17 protein-coding genes are annotated in these 17873 nt (G+C 64.8%); 14 read left to right on the plus strand and 3 right to left on the minus strand.

The window, feature by feature from the left end; all coding sequences use genetic code 11:
• Positions 1-77 precede the first annotated feature (77 nt).
• From BIO17B3_RS14055 to BIO17B3_RS14110, 12 genes are all read left to right on the plus strand, one after another.
• On the plus strand, positions 78-4829 hold the full coding sequence (locus BIO17B3_RS14055) for a glutamate synthase-related protein (protein WP_156054511.1): 4752 nt from the start codon (positions 78-80) through the stop codon (positions 4827-4829).
• 36 nt (positions 4830-4865) lie between these two features.
• Positions 4866-6353, plus strand: coding sequence for a glutamate synthase subunit beta (locus BIO17B3_RS14060; protein ID WP_156054512.1), 1488 nt, complete (start codon positions 4866-4868; stop codon positions 6351-6353).
• A 93-nt stretch (positions 6354-6446) separates the two neighbouring features.
• Entirely contained in the window at positions 6447-7079 is a 633-nt protein-coding gene (locus BIO17B3_RS14065; protein ID WP_156054513.1) for a gamma-glutamylcyclotransferase, read from the plus strand.
• Positions 7080-7187: 108 nt separating this feature from the next.
• Positions 7188-7376 (plus strand): hypothetical protein, encoded by a 189-nt coding sequence (locus tag BIO17B3_RS14070; protein ID WP_156054514.1) that lies wholly within the window; start codon positions 7188-7190, stop codon positions 7374-7376.
• A gap of 67 nt (positions 7377-7443) precedes the next feature.
• Positions 7444-9156: a 30S ribosomal protein S12 methylthiotransferase accessory factor YcaO gene (gene ycaO, locus BIO17B3_RS14075; protein WP_156054515.1), complete on the plus strand. Its 1713-nt coding sequence runs from the start codon at positions 7444-7446 to the stop codon at positions 9154-9156.
• Between the two features lie 35 nt (positions 9157-9191).
• On the plus strand, positions 9192-9818 hold the full coding sequence (locus tag BIO17B3_RS14080) for a thioredoxin fold domain-containing protein (protein ID WP_156054516.1): 627 nt from the start codon (positions 9192-9194) through the stop codon (positions 9816-9818).
• Positions 9819-10022: 204 nt separating this feature from the next.
• Complete coding sequence (locus BIO17B3_RS14085; RefSeq protein WP_156054517.1) at positions 10023-10508, plus strand: hypothetical protein; 486 nt, start codon at positions 10023-10025, stop codon at positions 10506-10508.
• On the plus strand, positions 10505-10924 hold the full coding sequence (locus BIO17B3_RS14090) for a hypothetical protein (RefSeq protein ID WP_156054518.1): 420 nt from the start codon (positions 10505-10507) through the stop codon (positions 10922-10924). The genes BIO17B3_RS14085 and BIO17B3_RS14090 overlap by 4 nt, the downstream gene beginning before the upstream one ends.
• A 33-nt stretch (positions 10925-10957) precedes the next feature.
• On the plus strand, positions 10958-11968 hold the full coding sequence (locus BIO17B3_RS14095; RefSeq protein ID WP_156054519.1) for a hypothetical protein: 1011 nt from the start codon (positions 10958-10960) through the stop codon (positions 11966-11968).
• Positions 11969-11977: 9 nt separating this feature from the next.
• Entirely contained in the window at positions 11978-12841 is an 864-nt protein-coding gene (locus BIO17B3_RS14100) for a heavy metal-binding domain-containing protein (protein WP_013104955.1), read from the plus strand.
• A 28-nt stretch (positions 12842-12869) separates the two neighbouring features.
• Positions 12870-13574 (plus strand): PspA/IM30 family protein, encoded by a 705-nt coding sequence (locus tag BIO17B3_RS14105; protein WP_156054520.1) that lies wholly within the window; start codon positions 12870-12872, stop codon positions 13572-13574.
• Positions 13575-13665: 91 nt separating this feature from the next.
• Complete coding sequence (locus BIO17B3_RS14110; RefSeq protein ID WP_156054521.1) at positions 13666-14259, plus strand: thioredoxin fold domain-containing protein; 594 nt, start codon at positions 13666-13668, stop codon at positions 14257-14259.
• Between the two features lie 14 nt (positions 14260-14273).
• On the opposite strand, the gene BIO17B3_RS14115 is transcribed toward BIO17B3_RS14110, so the two are convergent.
• Positions 14274-14939, minus strand: a complete 666-nt coding sequence (locus BIO17B3_RS14115) for a thioredoxin fold domain-containing protein (protein ID WP_156054522.1) — start codon at positions 14937-14939, stop codon at positions 14274-14276.
• Positions 14940-15046: 107 nt separating this feature from the next.
• Entirely contained in the window at positions 15047-16042 is a 996-nt protein-coding gene (locus tag BIO17B3_RS14120; RefSeq protein WP_232054301.1) for an SLAC1 anion channel family protein, read from the minus strand.
• Positions 16043-16201: 159 nt separating this feature from the next.
• Between BIO17B3_RS14120 and pdxH the strand changes: the two genes are divergently transcribed.
• Positions 16202-16840 (plus strand): pyridoxamine 5'-phosphate oxidase, encoded by a 639-nt coding sequence (gene pdxH, locus BIO17B3_RS14125; protein ID WP_156054524.1) that lies wholly within the window; start codon positions 16202-16204, stop codon positions 16838-16840.
• Between the two features lie 16 nt (positions 16841-16856).
• Here the strand turns inward: pdxH and BIO17B3_RS14130 are convergent, their stop codons facing one another.
• Entirely contained in the window at positions 16857-17240 is a 384-nt protein-coding gene (locus BIO17B3_RS14130; protein ID WP_156054525.1) for a hypothetical protein, read from the minus strand.
• A 41-nt stretch (positions 17241-17281) separates the two neighbouring features.
• On the opposite strand from BIO17B3_RS14130, the gene BIO17B3_RS14135 reads away from it, so the two are divergent.
• The gene (locus BIO17B3_RS14135) at positions 17282-17872 is read left to right on the plus strand and encodes a thioredoxin fold domain-containing protein (protein WP_156054526.1); all 591 of its coding nucleotides are present in this window, start codon (positions 17282-17284) and stop codon (positions 17870-17872) included.
• Position 17873: the final 1 nt, after the last annotated feature.

Genomic DNA, 17873 nt, shown 5'->3' on the forward strand with positions numbered 1-17873 from the left:
ATATTGAATTTTTGTTGCGTCGCGTGCTGCGATGCAGTAAATTCGCAGACTCTTGTTGACTCACTGCGGAGCCTGCCATGTCCACGCCCCTAAATTCCGCCCCTGGCGCCGAAATCGCCGCCCTGTCCCGCGACGGGCTTTATTGCCCGCAAAATGAGCACGACGCCTGCGGCGTGGGTTTCGTGGCGCACATTAAAGGGGTGAAGTCGCACGACATCGTGCAAAACGGTCTGCTCATTCTCAAGAACCTCGACCATCGCGGCGCGGTGGGGGCCGACAAGCTCATGGGCGACGGCGCGGGCATCCTGATCCAGCTTCCAGACGCTTTTTTCCGCGAAGAAATGGCGGCGCAGGGCGTGGAACTGCCGCCGCCGGGCGAGTATGGCGTGGGCATGATCTTCCTGCCGCGCGAGCAGGCTTCGCGTCTGGCCTGCGAGCAGGAAATCGAGCGCGCCATCCGCGCCGAAGGCCAGGTACTTCTCGGCTGGCGTGATGTGGCCGTCGATGCCGAAATGCCGATGTCGCCCACGGTGCGGGCCAAGGAGCCGGTGATCCGCCAGGTGTTCATTGGCCGCGGCCCGGATGTGATGGTGACCGACGCGCTGGAGCGCAAGCTGTTCGTCATCCGCAAGACCGCCAGCCACGCCATCCAGAAGCTCGATCTGCGTCACGGCAAAGAGTATTTCGTGCCGTCGATGTCGGCGCGCACCATTGTGTACAAGGGCCTGCTGCTGGCCGATCAGGTGGGCGAGTATTACAAAGACCTCAAAGACCCGCGCGTGGTGTCGGCGCTGGCGCTGGTGCACCAGCGGTTTTCCACCAACACCTTCCCCGAGTGGCCGCTGGCGCATCCCTACCGGCTGGTGGCGCACAACGGCGAGATCAACACCGTCAAGGGCAACTACAACTGGATGCGCGCGCGCGAGGGCGCCGTGTCCTCGCCGGTGCTCGGCGCCGATCTGCAAAAGCTCTGGCCGCTGATCTACCCTGGCCAGAGCGATACCGCCAGCTTCGACAACTGCCTTGAGCTGCTGCTGATGGCGGGCTATCCGCTGTCGCACGCCATGATGATGATGATTCCCGAGGCCTGGGAGCAGCACACGCTCATGGACCCGCGCCGCCGCGCCTTCTACGAGTATCACGCCGCGATGATGGAGCCGTGGGACGGCCCCGCCGCGATCGCCTTTACCGATGGACGCCAGATCGGCGCCACGCTCGACCGCAACGGCCTGCGCCCGGCGCGTTACATCGTGACCGACGACGATCTGGTCATCATGGCGTCCGAGTCGGGCGTGCTGCCCATTTCCGAGAGCCATATCGTCAAGAAGTGGCGCCTGCAGCCGGGCAAGATGTTCCTCATCGACATGGAGGCTGGCCGCATCATCGACGACAAGGAAATCAAGAGCCAGCTCGCCAGTGCGCGTCCCTACGGTCAGTGGATCGAAAACCTGCGCATCCGCATTGACGACCTCGATCATCTGGGCCACGCCGAGCCCTCGCCCATCCCCCTGCTCGACCGCCAGCAGGCCTTCGGCTACACCCAGGAAGACCTCAAGTTCCTGATGGCGCCGATGGCCGAAAAGGGCGACGAGGCGGTGGGTTCGATGGGCAACGACGCCGCGCTGGCGGTGCTGTCCAACCGCGCCAAGCCGCTTTACAACTACTTCAAGCAGCTATTCGCGCAGGTGACCAACCCGCCGATCGACTCAATCCGCGAGAACATGGTGATGTCGCTGGTGTCGTTCATCGGCCCGCGGCCCAATCTACTCGACATCAATCAGGTCAATCCGCCCATGCGGCTGGAAGTCAGCCAGCCCGTGCTCGACTACGACGACATGGCGCGGCTGCGCTCCATCGCCCAGCACACCGGCGGCAAGTTCCGCAGTTTCGAGCTCGACATCTGCTATCCGGTGGCTTGGGGGCATGAAGGCATCGAGGCGCGCATTGCGTCCATTTGCGCCGAAGCGGTGGATGCGCTCAAGAGCGGTCACAATATTCTCATCATCACCGACCGCCACATGAGCGCGCAGCAGGTGGCCATTCCCGCGCTGCTTGCCTTGAGCGCGGTGCATCAGCACCTCACCGCCCACGGCCTGCGCACCCAGACCGGGCTGGTGGTGGAAACCGGTAGCGCGCGCGAAACGCATCATTTCGCCGTGCTCGCGGGCTATGGCGCCGAAGCGGTGCACCCGTATCTGGCGCTCGACACCATTGCGGCAATGGCCAAAGACCTGCCGGGCGATCTCAGCGCCGAGAAGGCCATCGCCAACTACGTCAAGGCCATCGGCAAGGGCCTGCAGAAGGTGATGTCCAAAATGGGCATTTCCACCTATATGAGCTACTGCGGCGCGCAGATCTTCGAGGCTGTGGGCCTGTCGCGCGCGCTGGTGGACAAATACTTCACCGGCACTTCCACGCAGGTCGAAGGCATCGGCGTGTTCGAGGTGGGCGAAGAAGCGCTGCGCATGCACCGCGAAGCCTTCGGCGATTCGCCCGTGCTCGCCAATATGCTCGATGCTGGCGGCGACTACGCCTGGCGCACCCGCGGCGAAGAACATATGTGGACGCCCGACGCCATCGCCAAGCTGCAGCATTCCACCCGCGCCGGCAACTACAACACCTACAAGGAATACGCGCAGATCATCAACGACCAGTCGCGCCGCATGCTCACCCTGCGCGGCCTGTTCGAGTTCAAGATCGACCCCAGCAAGGCCATTGCCATCGATGAGGTGGAACCGGCCGCAGAGATCGTCAAGCGCTTTGCTACTGGCGCCATGTCGCTGGGCTCCATTTCCACGGAAGCGCACTCGACCCTGGCGGTGGCGATGAACCGCATCGGCGGCAAGAGCAATACCGGCGAGGGCGGCGAAGACCCGCTGCGCTACCGGCCTGAAATGCGCACGGGTTCAAGCGGCATCCAGGACGGCGACACCCTCGGCAGCGTGCTCGGCGCCGAGCGCGTCGTCAGCGACATTCCGCTGAAAAAAGGCGATTCGCTGCGTTCCAAGATCAAGCAGGTCGCTTCCGGCCGCTTCGGCGTCACCGCCGAATACCTGGCCAGCGCCGACCAGATCCAGATCAAGATGGCGCAGGGCGCCAAGCCCGGCGAGGGCGGGCAGTTGCCCGGCGGCAAGGTGTCCGAGTACATCGGCATGCTGCGCTACTCAGTGCCGGGCGTGGGCCTTATTTCGCCGCCGCCGCACCACGACATCTATTCCATCGAAGACCTGGCCCAGCTCATCCACGATCTGAAAAACGCCAATTCCCGCGCGTCCATCAGTGTCAAGCTGGTGGCCGAAAGCGGCGTGGGCACGGTGGCCGCCGGGGTGGCCAAGGCCAAGGCCGATCATGTGGTCATCGCCGGGCATGACGGCGGCACGGGCGCCTCGCCGCTGTCCTCCATCAAGCATGCCGGGTCCTCGTGGGAAATCGGCCTGGCCGAAACCCAGCAGACCCTGGTACTCAACCGCTTGCGCAGCCGCATCCGCGTGCAGGTGGATGGCCAGATCAAGACCGGCCGCGACGTGGTCATCGGCGCGCTGCTCGGTGCCGACGAATTCGGCTTCGCCACCGCGCCGCTGGTGGTCGAGGGCTGCATCATGATGCGCAAGTGCCACCTCAACACCTGCCCGGTGGGCGTGGCCACGCAAGACCCGGCGCTGCGCAAAAAGTTTTCGGGCAAGCCCGAGCATGTGGTGAATTTCTTTTTCTTCATCGCCGAGGAAGTGCGCGCCATCATGGCCCAGCTCGGCGTGCGCAAGTTCGACGATCTGGTCGGCCGCACCGAGCTGCTCGACGCGCGCAAGGGCGTCGAGCACTGGAAGGCGCGCGGGCTCGATTTCAGCCGCGTGTTCCATCAGCCCGATGTGCCTGCCGACGTGCCGCGCCGTCAGACCGAGGAGCAGGATCATGGCCTCGCCAAGGCGCTCGATCATGTGCTGATTGAACGCGCCCGTCCCGCGCTCGAACGCGGCGAGAAAGTGCAGTTCATCCAGAACGCGCGCAACGTCAACCGCACCGTGGGCGCCATGCTTTCCGGCGAAGTGGCGCGGCGCTATGGCCATGACGGCCTGCCCGACGACACCATCCACATCCAGATGGAAGGCACGGGCGGCCAGAGCTTCGGCGCTTTCCTCGCCCGCGGCATCACGCTCTACCTCATCGGTGAAGCCAACGACTACACCGGCAAGGGGCTGTCGGGCGGCCGCGTGGTGGTGCGCCCCAGCCTCGATTTCCGTGGCGACGCGCCGAGCAACATCATCGTCGGCAACACCGTGCTCTACGGCGCGATCGAAGGCGAAGCCTTCTTCCGCGGCGTGGCCGGCGAGCGCTTCGCGGTGCGCAATTCCGGCGCGACCACCGTGGTCGAAGGCACGGGCGACCACGGCTGCGAATACATGACCGGCGGCACGGTGCTGGTGCTGGGCGAAACCGGCCGCAACTTCGCTGCCGGCATGAGCGGCGGCATGGCTTACGTCTACGACGTGGACGGCCAGTTCGCCAAGCGCTGCAATACCTCCATGGTGGCTCTCGACAAGGTGCTTGCGGCGGCCGAGCAGAAAGCGCAGCAGGCCGAAGCGCTATGGCACCGCGGCCAGACCGACGAAGCCCAGTTGCGCAAGCTGCTGCAAGACCATCTGCGCTGGACCGGCTCGCAGCGCGCGCGTGAACTGCTCGACACCTGGGAAGAGGCGCGCGGCCGCTTTGTCAAAGTATTCCCGCACGAGTACAAGCGGGCGCTGGGTGAAATGGCTGCCAAGCGCGAGGCGCAGGCCGCCACGGATAAAGCCAAAGCGCCCGTCGGCCACGCCAGCGTGCCGAATAACTGAAGTGCATCGTTCAAGCACCACGAACAAGGATCGATCATGGGAAAAATCACCGGATTCATGGAATTCGAGCGGCAGGAAGAACAGTACGAAGCCCCCGCCGTGCGGCTCAAGCACTGGAAGGAATTCGTCCACGAACTGCCGGAAGACAAGGCCAAGACGCAGGCTGGGCGCTGCATGGACTGCGGCATTCCGTTCTGCAACAACGGTTGCCCGGTCAACAACATCATTCCCGACTTCAACGACCTCGTGTGGCAGGGCGATTGGAAGCGCGCGCTCGACGTGCTGCACTCGACCAACAACTTCCCCGAGTTCACCGGCCGCATCTGTCCCGCGCCGTGCGAGGCGGCCTGCACCCTGGGCATCAATGAAGCGCCGGTGGGCATCAAGTCCATCGAGCACGCCATCATCGACCGGGGCTGGAACGAAGGCTGGGTGACGCCGCAGCAGCCTGCGCACAAAACCGGCAAAACCGTGGCCGTGGTCGGCTCCGGCCCGGCTGGGCTGGCGGCGGCGCAGCAACTCGCCCGTGCGGGGCACGCTGTCACCGTGTTCGAGAAGAACGACCGCGCTGGCGGCCTGCTGCGCTACGGCATTCCCGATTTCAAAATGGAAAAGAGCCATATCGACCGTCGCATCGCGCAGATGCAGGCCGAGGGCGTGACCTTCCGCACCGGCGTGCTGGTGGCCGAACTGCCCAAGGACGGCCCCGGCGCCACTGTGGCCAACTGGGCCAAGGAGACCCTCACTCCCGCTCAGTTGCAGGCCGACTTCGACGCGGTGCTGCTGACCGGCGGCGCCGAGTTTCCCCGCGATCTGCCGGTGCCGGGGCGCGAACTCGATGGCATTCACTTCGCCATGGAGTTTCTGCCGCTGCAGAACAAGGTCAACGCCGGAGACAAGCTGAAAAACCAGATCACGGCCACGGGCAAGCATGTGGTGGTGATCGGCGGCGGCGATACCGGCTCGGACTGCGTGGGCACCAGCAACCGCCACGGCGCGGCCAGCGTTACCCAGTTCGAGGTTATGCCGCAGCCGCCTGAGGCAGAGAACAAGCCGCTGGTCTGGCCGTACTGGCCGATCAAGCTGCGCACCTCCAGCAGCCACGAAGAAGGCTGCTCGCGCGACTGGGCCGTGGCCACCAAAGAGTTCATCCCCGGAACCGGCAAAGACAAGAACAAGGTCAAGCAGCTCAAGGCCTGCCGCGTCGAATGGAAAGACGGCCGCATGCAGGAAGTGCCCGGCAGCGAGTTCACCCTGCCTGCCGATCTGGTGCTGCTGGCCATGGGCTTCGTGCATCCGGTGGGCAGTGTGCTCGACGCCTTCGGCATCGACAAGGACGCGCGCGGCAATGCCAAGGCGGGCACCGAAGACGAAACTGGCTATGCCACCAATGTGCCCAAGGTGTTCGCCGCGGGCGATATGCGCCGTGGTCAGAGCCTGGTGGTGTGGGCGATCCGCGAAGGCCGCCAGGCCGCGCGCGAGATCGACCGGTTTTTGATGGGCAGCACCGTGTTGCCACGTTGATGCAGCGTCCGACCATGACAGGTCGCCCGTTTGCTGATCTGTTTGCTGATCTATATAGGGTCGGTGCAGCCGGGTTTCTCGGACAATGCCGGGATGATGCGCGAAGCCGATGACGATCACGGCCTGCCCCAGTTTCCGGGGCGGGATCCGCAAGACATGCTGGAGGCCACGCTGGCCAGCCGCCCTGATGGCGACCTCTGGGTGTTCGGCTACGGCTCGCTGATCTGGAACCCGGAAGTCGTGCATGACGAAGTGCGTCCGGCGCGGGTGTGGGGTTGGCGGCGCACGCTGCGCATGTGGTCGCGCATCAACCGGGGCACGGAAGAAGCGCCCGGCCTGGTGTTCGCGCTGATGTCCGGCGGTTCCTGCAGCGGCATTGCCCTGCGCGTGCCCCAAAGTCGGGCCGAGCGCGAACTGCGCCAGTTGTGGAAGCGCGAAATGCCTCGCGCCGTCTATGACCCGCGCTGGATTGCCTGCCGCACTCCGCAGGGCGTGGTGCAGGCGCTCGCGTTTACCCTGCGGCCCAGCAGCCCGAGCTATACCGGTGAACTAGACGACGCGCAGTTGCTCGACATTCTGCGCACTTGCCGTGGCCGCTACGGCACCACATTCGATTACGTCGCGCGCACTGCGCAGGCGCTGCGCGACATCGGCATTCGTGATGTCGAGTTGGAGCGCATCATGGAACTGGCCGCGCAGCACCGACTCGACGCGAAAAATGCTTGATGCGGCGAGTCCGGGCCGCGACCTTCGATAGCATGTGGCATTCCCGCTTCGCGCCCCAAAGTCTTTAGTGGCTGCAAGGCCTCTTTCACCACTCACCAGGACACCCCATTGGTCAAGCCAAATTACTCCTACGAAAAGCGTCAGAAAGAACTCGCCAAAGAGCGCAAAAAGCAGGAGAAACTGCAGCGCAAGGCCAATAAACCCGACAGTACCGATGCGCCGGGCGAAGATCACGGTAGCGCTGCGCCGCCGAACTCCGTCCCCTCCGGCAGCGCCAAGCCAAGCACCGAGAGCTAACCACAGCGCACAGCGGGGCGGCGGGCGCAGGCTCTATGCTGAGCGCCCTTCTCCACCGGCCCCGCCCATGACCTCCCCCGAACATTTCATTCCCGGCAAGGACGCTTCGCTCGAACAGTCCATCGCCACGCTGCGCAGCAAGCTGAGCGCGCTGGGCTTTCACCTCGAAGAGCGCTCCTGGCTCAATCCGGTGGAAGGTGTGTGGTCGGTGCATGTGCGCGATCACGATTGCGCACTGCTGTTCTCCAACGGCAAGGGCGCCTCCGAGCTGGCGGCGCGGGCCAGCGCGCTGGGCGAGTTTGCCGAGCGCCTGTCCACCCATTATTTCTGGACGCATTTCTACCTGGGCGAGGCAATAGCCCACCGTGCGCATGTGCATGCGCCGGGTGAGCGCTGGTTCCCGCTGAACGGCGACGCCTGGCCCGAGGGGCTGCTCAACCCGGAATTGCGCGCCTTCTACAACCCGGACGAAGCGGTGCCTGCCGCGCAGCTCGTCGACCTCAACTCCGGCAACGTGGCGCGCGGCATTTGCGCGCTGCTCTATCAGCGCCTGTCCGACGGCGCGACCGCCTACTTTCCGGTCAACCTCATCGGCAATCTGTATGTGAGCAACGGCATGTCGGCCGGTAACACGCTGATGGAAGCGCGCACCCAGGCGTTGTCGGAAATTTTCGAGCGTCATGTGAAGTTCCGCATCATCCGCGAAGCGCTATGTCTGCCGGACGTGCCCGAGGACGTGATCGCGCGCTACCCGCACATTGCCGCCGGTATCCGCGGCCTGCGCGAGGCGGGCTTCGGCATCGTGGTGAAAGACGCTTCACTCGGCGGGCGTTACCCGGTGATGAACGTCACCCTGCTGCACCCCGGCGACCAGGGTTGCTTCGCTAGCTTTGGCGCGCACCCGCATTTCGAGATCGCGCTGGAGCGCGCTCTCACCGAACTGCTGCAGGGCCGCGCGCTCGACGCGCTGGCCGGATTTCCCGCGCCCGGCTTCGATCTCGCCGAAATTGCCGATCCGCAGAACCTGGAAATCCACTTCGTCGATTCCAGCGGCGTGCTGTCGTGGGAGTTTTTGCGCAGTACGCCCGACTTCGACTTTGCCGACTGGAACTTCGGCGCCTCCACCGAACAGGATTACCACTGGTCGGTGGCCGCGCTGCACGCCGAGGGCCATCAGATCTATGTCGCCGACTTCACCCAGCTCGGTGTTTACGCCTGCCGCATCCTCGTGCCCGGGGTGAGCGAAATCTACCCGGTGGATGAACTCGAATACGAGAACAACAGCGTAGGCATTGCGCTGCGCGCCGACATCGCCCGCTTGCCGGAATTGTCCGGGGACGAATGCGTTGCGCTCTACGACCAAATCGTCGAACTGGAACTGGCCGACGAGCGCCCGGTGAGCGTGCTCATTGGTCTCGCACCCGACCCCGACACCGCTTGGGCCGGGCTCAAGATCGGCGAACTCAAGCTGCTGCTGGCGCTGGCCAGCGGCGATGACGATGCCATTCTCGAAGGCTGCGCCTGGATCGCGCAGTATGGCCAGCGCAGCCCGGAACGGCTCAAAGTCTTCCGCTGCATCGCCGATCTGCTCAAGCTGCAAGACGCCTCACCCTACGCCGCCGCGCTGCGCCTGCTTTATGGCAGCGACACCCTCGACCTAGCCCTTGCGCTGCTCAACCAGGAACAACGCTTCTGGGGCCTGGGCGCCCTAGGCCCCAACTTTGAAGCCAGCGTCAACCACAGCGCCTTGCTGGGGGCGTATCGCAAAGTGAGTGGCTGATCAGGATGACTTCCTGAGTTGCGAAAGGCGATGCCATGGTCCGATCACGTTTTTGTTCTCGACTTCTTTGCCTCGGCGGTGCCGCTTTTTGTCTGGGCGCTCTACCCGTTCAGGCCCAGCAGCAGGCGGCTTCGCCCGCGGTGCAGACCGGGGTTGCGCCCGACATCCGGGCCGCGGCGCAGGTGCTCGCGCAGTTGCACAAGACCACGCGCATTCGTGAAGGGGAGGGCCCGCGCGTGCTTACCGTGTTCTTCGACCCCAATTGCCCCTATTGCCGACAGCTTTACAGCGCGCTGCGCCCCTACGTTGGCAAAGACGGTTTGCAGGTCGATTGGGTGCCCGTGGCCATTCTTGCGCCGAGCAGCGCGGCCAAGGCGGCCGCCATCCTGCAGGCCAAAGACCGGCTGCAGGCGTTTCGCGCGACCGAAGAACATGGGCTCGACCCCAACCGCCCTGCGCCGGTGCTACCGGGCGCGGGGCAAATCACGGCAGCCACTGGCCGCATCCTCGCGGCCAATGTCGGCGTGCTCAAACAGGCCGGGGTGTATGAAAGCGTGCCGCTGGCGGTCTATCGCGACCGCAGCGGACTAGCGCAACTCGCGATGGGCGCCCCGCGCGATCAGGCTGCCCTACGGGCCTGGCTGCAGTCGATCGGGCCCTGAGGTTGCTCGTCCCCCTCGGGGGGTCTGACGCGAACGCGGCAGGTCTGGGGGCGCTCTCAGGCGCCATTCCTGGCTTCGCTTTGGCGAGTCTTAAGGCACCGCACTTTTCTGGACGCTGCCGATCCAACATTCATCGCCCATGATTGAGCGTGAAGCGAAACCCGCGGCGCCAGCAGGGCGAACGCGGCTTGGCAGGAGCCGGACATGGAATCTGCGCGCAGTGAGAATGACCAGGGGCCGCCGCCGAACAGCGCCGGGGCACACGCGGCAACGGTGGAGCTCGAGCCGACGCAAACGCTGCCGCGCGACGGCTGGCTCGACAGCGGCGACCGGGCCTACCGCGTCGAGGGCGAGACCTACATCACCAGCCGGGTGAAAAACCTCATCATTCGCGGCGGGCGAAATATTTATCCGCGCCAAGTCGAACTCGCCGTGAGCGAACTGGCCGGGGTGCACAAAGACTGTGTGGTGATGTTCGGCGCGCCCGACCAGGGGGTGCTGGCCCCGCTGCACACGGTGCGCAAGACCTCCAGCGGCAAGCTGCGCCGCGACCCCGGTCTGCTCGGCTTTCACCTCGGCCCGTCTGAGGTGGCGCTGCGGGCCGACATGCCGGTGGTTCCGGTGATTTTGCGCGGCACCCGCGCGCCGCGGCTGGCCTCGATGTTCCCTCACCACGCTCCCTACCCATGAACGACACTCTGAATCCCACCGATCCCGGCGCGGACGACGCCAACCAGATCGATCTGCAAGCCGCCTGGATCCGCCGCTCCAGCGCCGACATCCAGGCCTTTGTCGAGGGTCTGGCTGCGCGCCTCGAAGGCGATCTGCCGGGCCAGGTGGATGTGGTGCGCAAGCGCGACGGCCTGTTCGCCAAGACCAGCCATGTGCAGAGCATCACCGTGCGCACCGAGGAGTTTCATTACCTGCTCGAACGCCATCCTTCCGGGGTGCACACCCAGCGCGCCCGGGTGGTGGGCGGGGTCATCCTCAAGCGCGACGAACTGAGTCTGGCCGGGTGGATGCAGAGCCTGCTGGCAGCGCTGTTTTCGCAGTCTGGCGAACTGCAGCGCGCCAGCCAGTCGCTGCATGATTTTCTGATGCATTGAGAGGCTTTGTTTACACCCTCTAAGGAGCACAGCATGTCACTCTGGAACACTTTGAAGCAGCGCGCCGAGAGCGTCGCGCAAGACGCGCGCCATGCGGTGGACGGGCTCACCGCGTCCGCCCACACCCTGGCCGCGCCGCGTGCGCTCAGCGCCGATGAACTGGCGCGGCAGCAGGCTTGGGCCGAGGCGCTGCCTGGCAATGACCTGCCCGATTTCGTCAAGGCGCGCCTGGCCGCCACGGCGCGGCGCGAGCTGCCTTGGGTGAGTACCGCCACCCCGGCGGAAATGCTGGCGCAGCGCATTCACGGCATCGAGCCGCTCGGCATGGTCAACGGCAATTGCTGGTACCACTTCGACTACTCCTGGTCGGACGGGCACTACGACGGCTGGCATCACGCCCTCGACCGCCTGCGGCTGGAGGCCGCGCTGCTGGGCGCCAACGCAGTGGTCGACGTGACCTTGCAGGCGCATGCCGGGCAGGGGCCGAACGATGTGGATTTCGCGCTCACCGGCACCGCGGTGCGCATTCGCGGTCTGCCGCCCTCCACCGACCCGGCGGTGGCCACGGTGTCGGCGCTGCACTTCGTGCGTCTGCTCGATGATGGGGCGGTGCCCGTGGGCATTGCCATCGGCGCGCATTTCGACTGGTATCTGCCGCGTGCTTCGGCCTACGGCGCGGGGTTCGGGATGATGGGCGGCGCGCCCTTCGGCGCTTCGGCGCAGACGGCGTATCAGGCCGGTGCGCTGTGGAGCAATGCTGAACTGAGCGAACTCTCGGCCTTTCAGCAGCATGTGCGCCTGAGCGCCATTGAACATCTGCGCAGCGACGGCCAAAGGCTGAACGCCTCGGTGCTGGCGCATACCGAATACAGCGAACTCGCGCGCGAAGAGGGCGATGGCGGCGAGCCGCCGCGCTTTCAGTGCCGCTATATCGCCATCGGCACCGCCGTGGCCTACGAGCCCAACCGTCCGCTGCGCTCCCGTGTCTGCCCCACATTCAGCCTGGCGGACCGTCAGCTCGAAGCTCCTCGCTCCCAACCCTAGGAAACCATCATGAACGATAGAACCGCATTGCCTCAGACCGAAACTCCCGCAGCTTCCGCCGCCGAGCAACTCGCGCCCCACGCGGTGGAGCGGCTCAAGGGCCTGCGCGCCCAGGGTAGCCACGAGGGCATCTTCACCTCCGACCTGTCGGTGAATGAATTCGTCATGGTGCGCCAGGCCGGGTTCGAGCCGCTGGGCCTGGTGGTCGGCTCCTGCGTCTACCACCTCGGCATTCAGTACGGCCAGTGGTCCACCAGCATGGAGATGGACGTGCTGTCGCAAGCCATGTATCAGGCGCGCGAACTCGCCATGAGCCGCATGGAGCAGGAGGCCATTCTGCTGCGCGCCGACGGCGTGGTCGGCCTGCGGCTGGAGGTCAAGCGCATGGAATGGGACAAGGACATTCTGGAGTTCATGGCCATCGGCACCGCCATTGCCCACCGCACCGGCGACCCCGGTTTCAAAGGCGTGGGCGGCAAGCCCTTCACCTCCGACCTGTCGGGGCAGGATTTCTGGATGCTGCTCAAGTCGGGCTACCGGCCGATGGAAATGGTCATGGGCTCGTGCGTCTATCACGTCGCCCACCAGGGTGCGCTGCGCTCGCTCGGCAATCTGGGCAACAACGTGGAGCTGGCGCAGTTCACCCAGGCCATGTACGACGCCCGCGAACTGGCAATGGAGCGCATGCAGCACGAAGCCGCCGCCGCGCAGGCCGACGGCATCACCGGCGTGCAGTTGCACGAAGGCTCGCACAACTGGCAGCCGCATGTCATCGAGTTCTTCGCCGTGGGTACCGCGGTGAAGGCGATGGAGCAGGCCGACGCGCTGGTGGATGCGCTCAACCCGCAACTCGTCATTCCAGTGAACGACTGAACCATCTTTGACCTGAAGGAGAACTCTCATGACCCTGTTCAAACACGCCGCTGAAATTCTCGAAGCCCGCGTCAACACCTTTCTCAACCACGCCGACGACCCGGCGCAGACGCTGGATCTGTCTTACGAAAAAATGATCACCACGCTGCAGGACACCAAGCGGCACCTGGCCGATGTGATCACCGAACGCATCTCGCTGGAAAACCAGATGACCGCTGCCAAGCACGATGCCGACAAGGCCGAAGCCGACGCCCGCATGGCGCTGCAGGCGCAGCGCGAAGACCTGGCACGCGCCGCTCTGGGCGAAAAGCAGGCCGCGCAGCAAAAGATCGATTCGCTGCAACAGGCGCACGACAGCGTGGCCGCGCAGGCCGAGAAGCTCACCGCCTACGAGAGCAAGCTGCAGGATCGCATCGAACAGTTCCGCACGCAGAAAGAGGTGATGAAAACCCAGATGGCAGCCGCCAGCGCCGAGGTCGGCGTGTCCGAGTCGCTCACCGGTTTGGGCACGGGACTGGCCGATGTCGGTGACGCCATGCGCCGCGTGCAGGACAAGACGTCTCAGATGCAGGCCAAGGCCGAAGCCCTGGAAGGCATGACCGAGGCCGGCATCCTCAGCGATCCGCTGGACCAGCGCGACAGCACCGAGAAAGCGCTCGATAAGCTGCGCACCTCCACCGGGGTGGACGCCGATCTGGCCCGGCTCAAAGCGGAGATGGCGTCGGCCAAGTAAGCGTTGGAGCTCGGCCTCAGGTCTTCTGCGCGCGCGCTGTGTTTGCGGCATACTGCGCCGACAAACACCCAACAAGACGAGGAGACTCCGCATGATTTTCAATCGCCGCGCTGCGTTGCGCACCGCCTTTGCCGCCGTCGTCGCGGCCAGCGTCATGGGTCTGGCGCCTTTTGCCAGCGCCCAGCAGACCCAGAACCCCGACGCCGTCAAAGTGCTCGGCGAGATGGGCAAGGCCACGATCATCACCGAAGGCCGTGGGCCGCGCGTGATCTACATCTTTTTCGACGCCAATTGCCCCTACTGTCACGAGCTCTACACCAACCTGCGCCCGAAAGTGGGCAAGGACGGACTGGAGATTCGCTGGGTGCCCGTCGCTGTGCTCACCCCTACCAGCGTGACCAAAGGCGCCGCCATTCTTCAGGCGCCAGACCGTCTCAAAGCGTTTCACGAAAACGAGAACACCTACGGCAAAGGGCCGACAGGGCAGGGCGGCGGCATCACCCCGGCCAGCAAGGTACTGCCCGCCACAAGCGCCATGCTCAACGCCAACAACGCCTTGCTCGAAGCCACCAAATCTCCGGGCGTGCCCACCCTGCTCTACCGCGACAAACAGGGCGACGCCATGCTCGTCGTCGGCCCGCCTGATGCGCAGCAGCTCAAGGACATCCTCGCGAGCGTGAAGTAGCTCAGGACCGCGCGTCAACTGGCGCTGCGCAGCACGGTCACGATGGCATCTTCCGGCAGCAGGCCGACGATCAGGTGGGCGCGGCCGTTGGCGGTGCGATAGAGCATGACCGGAAAGGTGTGCAAATTGGCCTGACGCATGAGCGCGGCGTTGGTCTGAAGCTGATGCAGCACCCGGGCGCTGGGGTGGGCCAGGGGGCGGATGCCGCCTGCCGGGCTGTCGCCGAAGTTCCAGTCGTCCTCGTTTTTGTGGAAAGCTTTGAGCGGATCGTGCGCGGCGAGAATGGCCGCAGCCTTGCCCGGGCTGCTGGCTTCGAGTTGCCCCACCGGAATCCACCGCAACTGCAATCCGCCTTTGCCGACCTCCGCCCGTGTGGCCAGGTAGAGCTTGTGCGAAAACGGGCAATTCGGATCGAAAAAGATGTAAACGATGCGCGGCCCGGCGCCCTCCTGTATCCAATACGCCGAGCCGATCTCCTTGAGCAGCTTGGCCGCCCGGGCCGCCTCGGGGTCGGCCGACCATTCCGCGCTGGAATTCGCCGCCGCAGCCGCGGGGGACTGCCAAAACAGTGGCAGGGTCGCGGCAGGCCACGCTAGGGCCAGCCGCAATAGACGCCGCCTTGACGGCGAGGACGGCCGTGCACAAGGCGCATGAGGAACGACGGCGTTCTGTTCGGACACGGCGGCCTCCTTGGGGCGGCGGCTTCAAAGTCACGGCTTCACATTAAGCAGCGTCACGCCGCCTGTAAAGCACAGTTACCCTGAGTCGCGCCCCAGCAAGTCCGCCCTCATTCCGGGATGAACACCTTGCCGTCCCCGATGGCCTTGAGGGTGAGCACCACGAGCAGGGCGATGAGCGCGGAGGTCAGCGCCAGCAGCGCTCCGCCCAGGCCCATGAGAAAGCCGCTGCCGATCTTGCTGCCCATGGTCAGCGAGGCGATTGTGATGGCGGCCAGCGGGAAGGAATAGGCCCACCACGACATGAAGAACGGCACCTTGCGGAACTGCGGGATTTGATAGAACAGCAGCAGGGTGGTGAACAGCGCCACATAGAACAGCACGCGGGAGAAGTTGTCGACCACGCCACCATCCAGCGCCAGATACGACAGGAAGCCGACCGCCGGAGGCGCGATGAGGATGAACAGCGTGGGCAGCAGCTTGGCGGGCACCGGCGGGTGGAAGAAGAAGCGGTTCATCATCACCGTGAGCAGCACGATCCAGAACACCAGCCCGACGCTGAAAAAGAACCAAGAAATTTCGAGCGAGCCGTGCGTCATGCCGGCAATGGGCACCAGAATGTTGCCCACCACCGGAATGAACCAGGCCGGCGTGGAGTGCTGAATCTGGTAGTGCGAGTGGTGAATCCACGACGACATGATGACCACGGTAAACACCAGATGCAGCGTAATGCCGCCCCACCACATGGCCTGCGACCAGACGGGCTGCACATGCAAAAAGGCGATGGACAGCAGCAGCGCGCTGATGGAGATGGCCGGGAAGAAGCTGATGCGCACCGGGTGGTTGAACTCGGCCCTGAGTTCGCCGGGGTAGCGCAGGGCCTTAGCGCCATAGCCCAGCAGCAGCAAGACAAACAGCGCCAGCGCGACATAGCTCAGGCCGATGCCCACGCCGTGCGGCATGGCGAGCACCTGCGCCGACTTGTGCCAGGCGATGGCCAGGCCGGTCGTGCCCATGACGGTGGCGAACAGGGTGATGGGGAAGTGGGCCAGCCAACTGCTGGCGTGCGCCGGTTCGGCGGATTGCGGTGCGGAAGTCGTGGACATGGTGTGGGTAATAGTTGAGAAAAATGGTACGGAATTGTGGGCGCGCGGTCGCTGATTGATATTGATTGAACGCAATATTGAAAAATTTTGATACATGATTGTGACTTCAGTCACATCCTCCGCAAGGAGCCTGCCGGGCTCCATTTCTATACTCCCTGCATGAAATCACTTTCCGATTTGCGCAAAGACTACAGCCGGGCCGAACTGGACGAGGCCCACGCCGAGGCCGATCCGCTCAAACAGTTCGAGCACTGGCTGCAGCAGGCCATGGACGCGCAGGTGCCCGAGCCCAATGCCATGACCCTGGCCACCGTGGGCGAAAACGGCCGCCCCTCCACCCGCGTGGTGCTGATCAAACACGTCGATGCGCGCGGCATTGTCTGGTACACCAACTATCACAGCCGCAAGGGCCGTGAGCTGGCGGCGCACGCCTTTGCCGCGCTGCAGTTCCACTGGGTAGAGCTCGAGCGCGTGGTGCGCATCGAGGGGCGGGTGGAGCAGGTCAGTGCCGAAGAGTCGGACGCTTATTTCGCCAGCCGACCGCTGACCTCGCGCATCGGCGCCTGGGCCTCGCCGCAGAGCGAGCCCATCGACGGGCGCGCCGTCCTGCTCAAACGCGCCGCGGAATTCGGTCTGCGCTACGGCATCTGCCCGCCGCGTCCGCCGCACTGGGGCGGCTATCGTCTGATTCCCGATGCCTGGGAGTTCTGGCAGGGGCGGCCCTCCCGTCTGCACGACCGACTGGCGTATGCGCTACAGGCCGATGGCCGTTGGAAGCGCCAACGCCTGGCGCCTTGAATCTTGAACAGTTGCGTCAGTCGTCGAGCAGTTCCAGCGTGGCCGCGCTGTCGGTGCGGCGGATGGCGACGCGCAGTTCCACATACTCGGGCAGCTCGCTCATCGGCGTCGGGTCGGCTTCGCAGGCGCAGCCCGGAATGATGCTGAAGTAGCTCAGCCCCGCCTTCACCCGCAGATCGTCGTCGCCTTCACTGCGCTGCAGCACCATCAGGCTGACGTCGTCGGTCAGGGCGTGGCTGCCGCGGCGTATGCCTTGCTGCAACGGGTCGATCAGCGCCCCGGTCTGTTGCAACTCGGCCAGCAATACAGCGCCGAAATTGGGCTGGGTCCAGGCGCTATGAGCGGCGGGTAGGGTGAGCATCATGGTGGACAGTGTGCTGAGGGTGAGATTCTGCGGCATTATTGACGCTGTTGATCCATCCATACAACAGGGAGACCCACATGCCTTCGCCTCAATTCATTCATCGCCGTCATTTGTTGCGGGCTTTGGCGGCCGCCCCGTTGATGGCCGCTTGGCCCGCCGCCTGGGCGCAAAGCGCCCGGCAGGCCGAGGGCATTCTGGCGAATATCAGCAAGGCCACGTTCATCGCCGAGGGGACGGGGCAGCGCGCGCTCTACATTTTTTTCGACCCGAACTGCCCATTTTGCCATGAGCTGTTCAAGAAGCTGCGTGCCTTCGTGGGCAAGGACGGGGTGCAGTTCCGCTGGATTCCGCTGGGCATGCTCACCCCCAGCAGCCTGCCCAAGGCGGCGGCCATTCTGCAGTCGCCCGATCCGCTGGCGGCCTTTCACAAAAACGAGAACGACTACGACTTTGCCGCCAACGGCCAACCCGGTGGCGGCATCGAGCCGGCGGAGTCCATCACCCCCAAGGTGCGCGCCGAACTGGCGGCCAATCTCGCGCTTTACAACAGCGAAAAGCTGTTTGGCGTGCCGGTGGTGATCTGGCGCAAGGCCGATGGTCGCGCCGACATGATGATCGGCGTGCCCTCGGATGCGCAGATTCAGATCATGCTCCAGCAGGCGCGCTGAA

This window comes from Thiomonas sp. OC7, from assembly GCF_900634595.1.
GTDB classification, from domain to species: domain Bacteria; phylum Pseudomonadota; class Gammaproteobacteria; order Burkholderiales; family Burkholderiaceae_C; genus Thiomonas; species Thiomonas arsenitoxydans.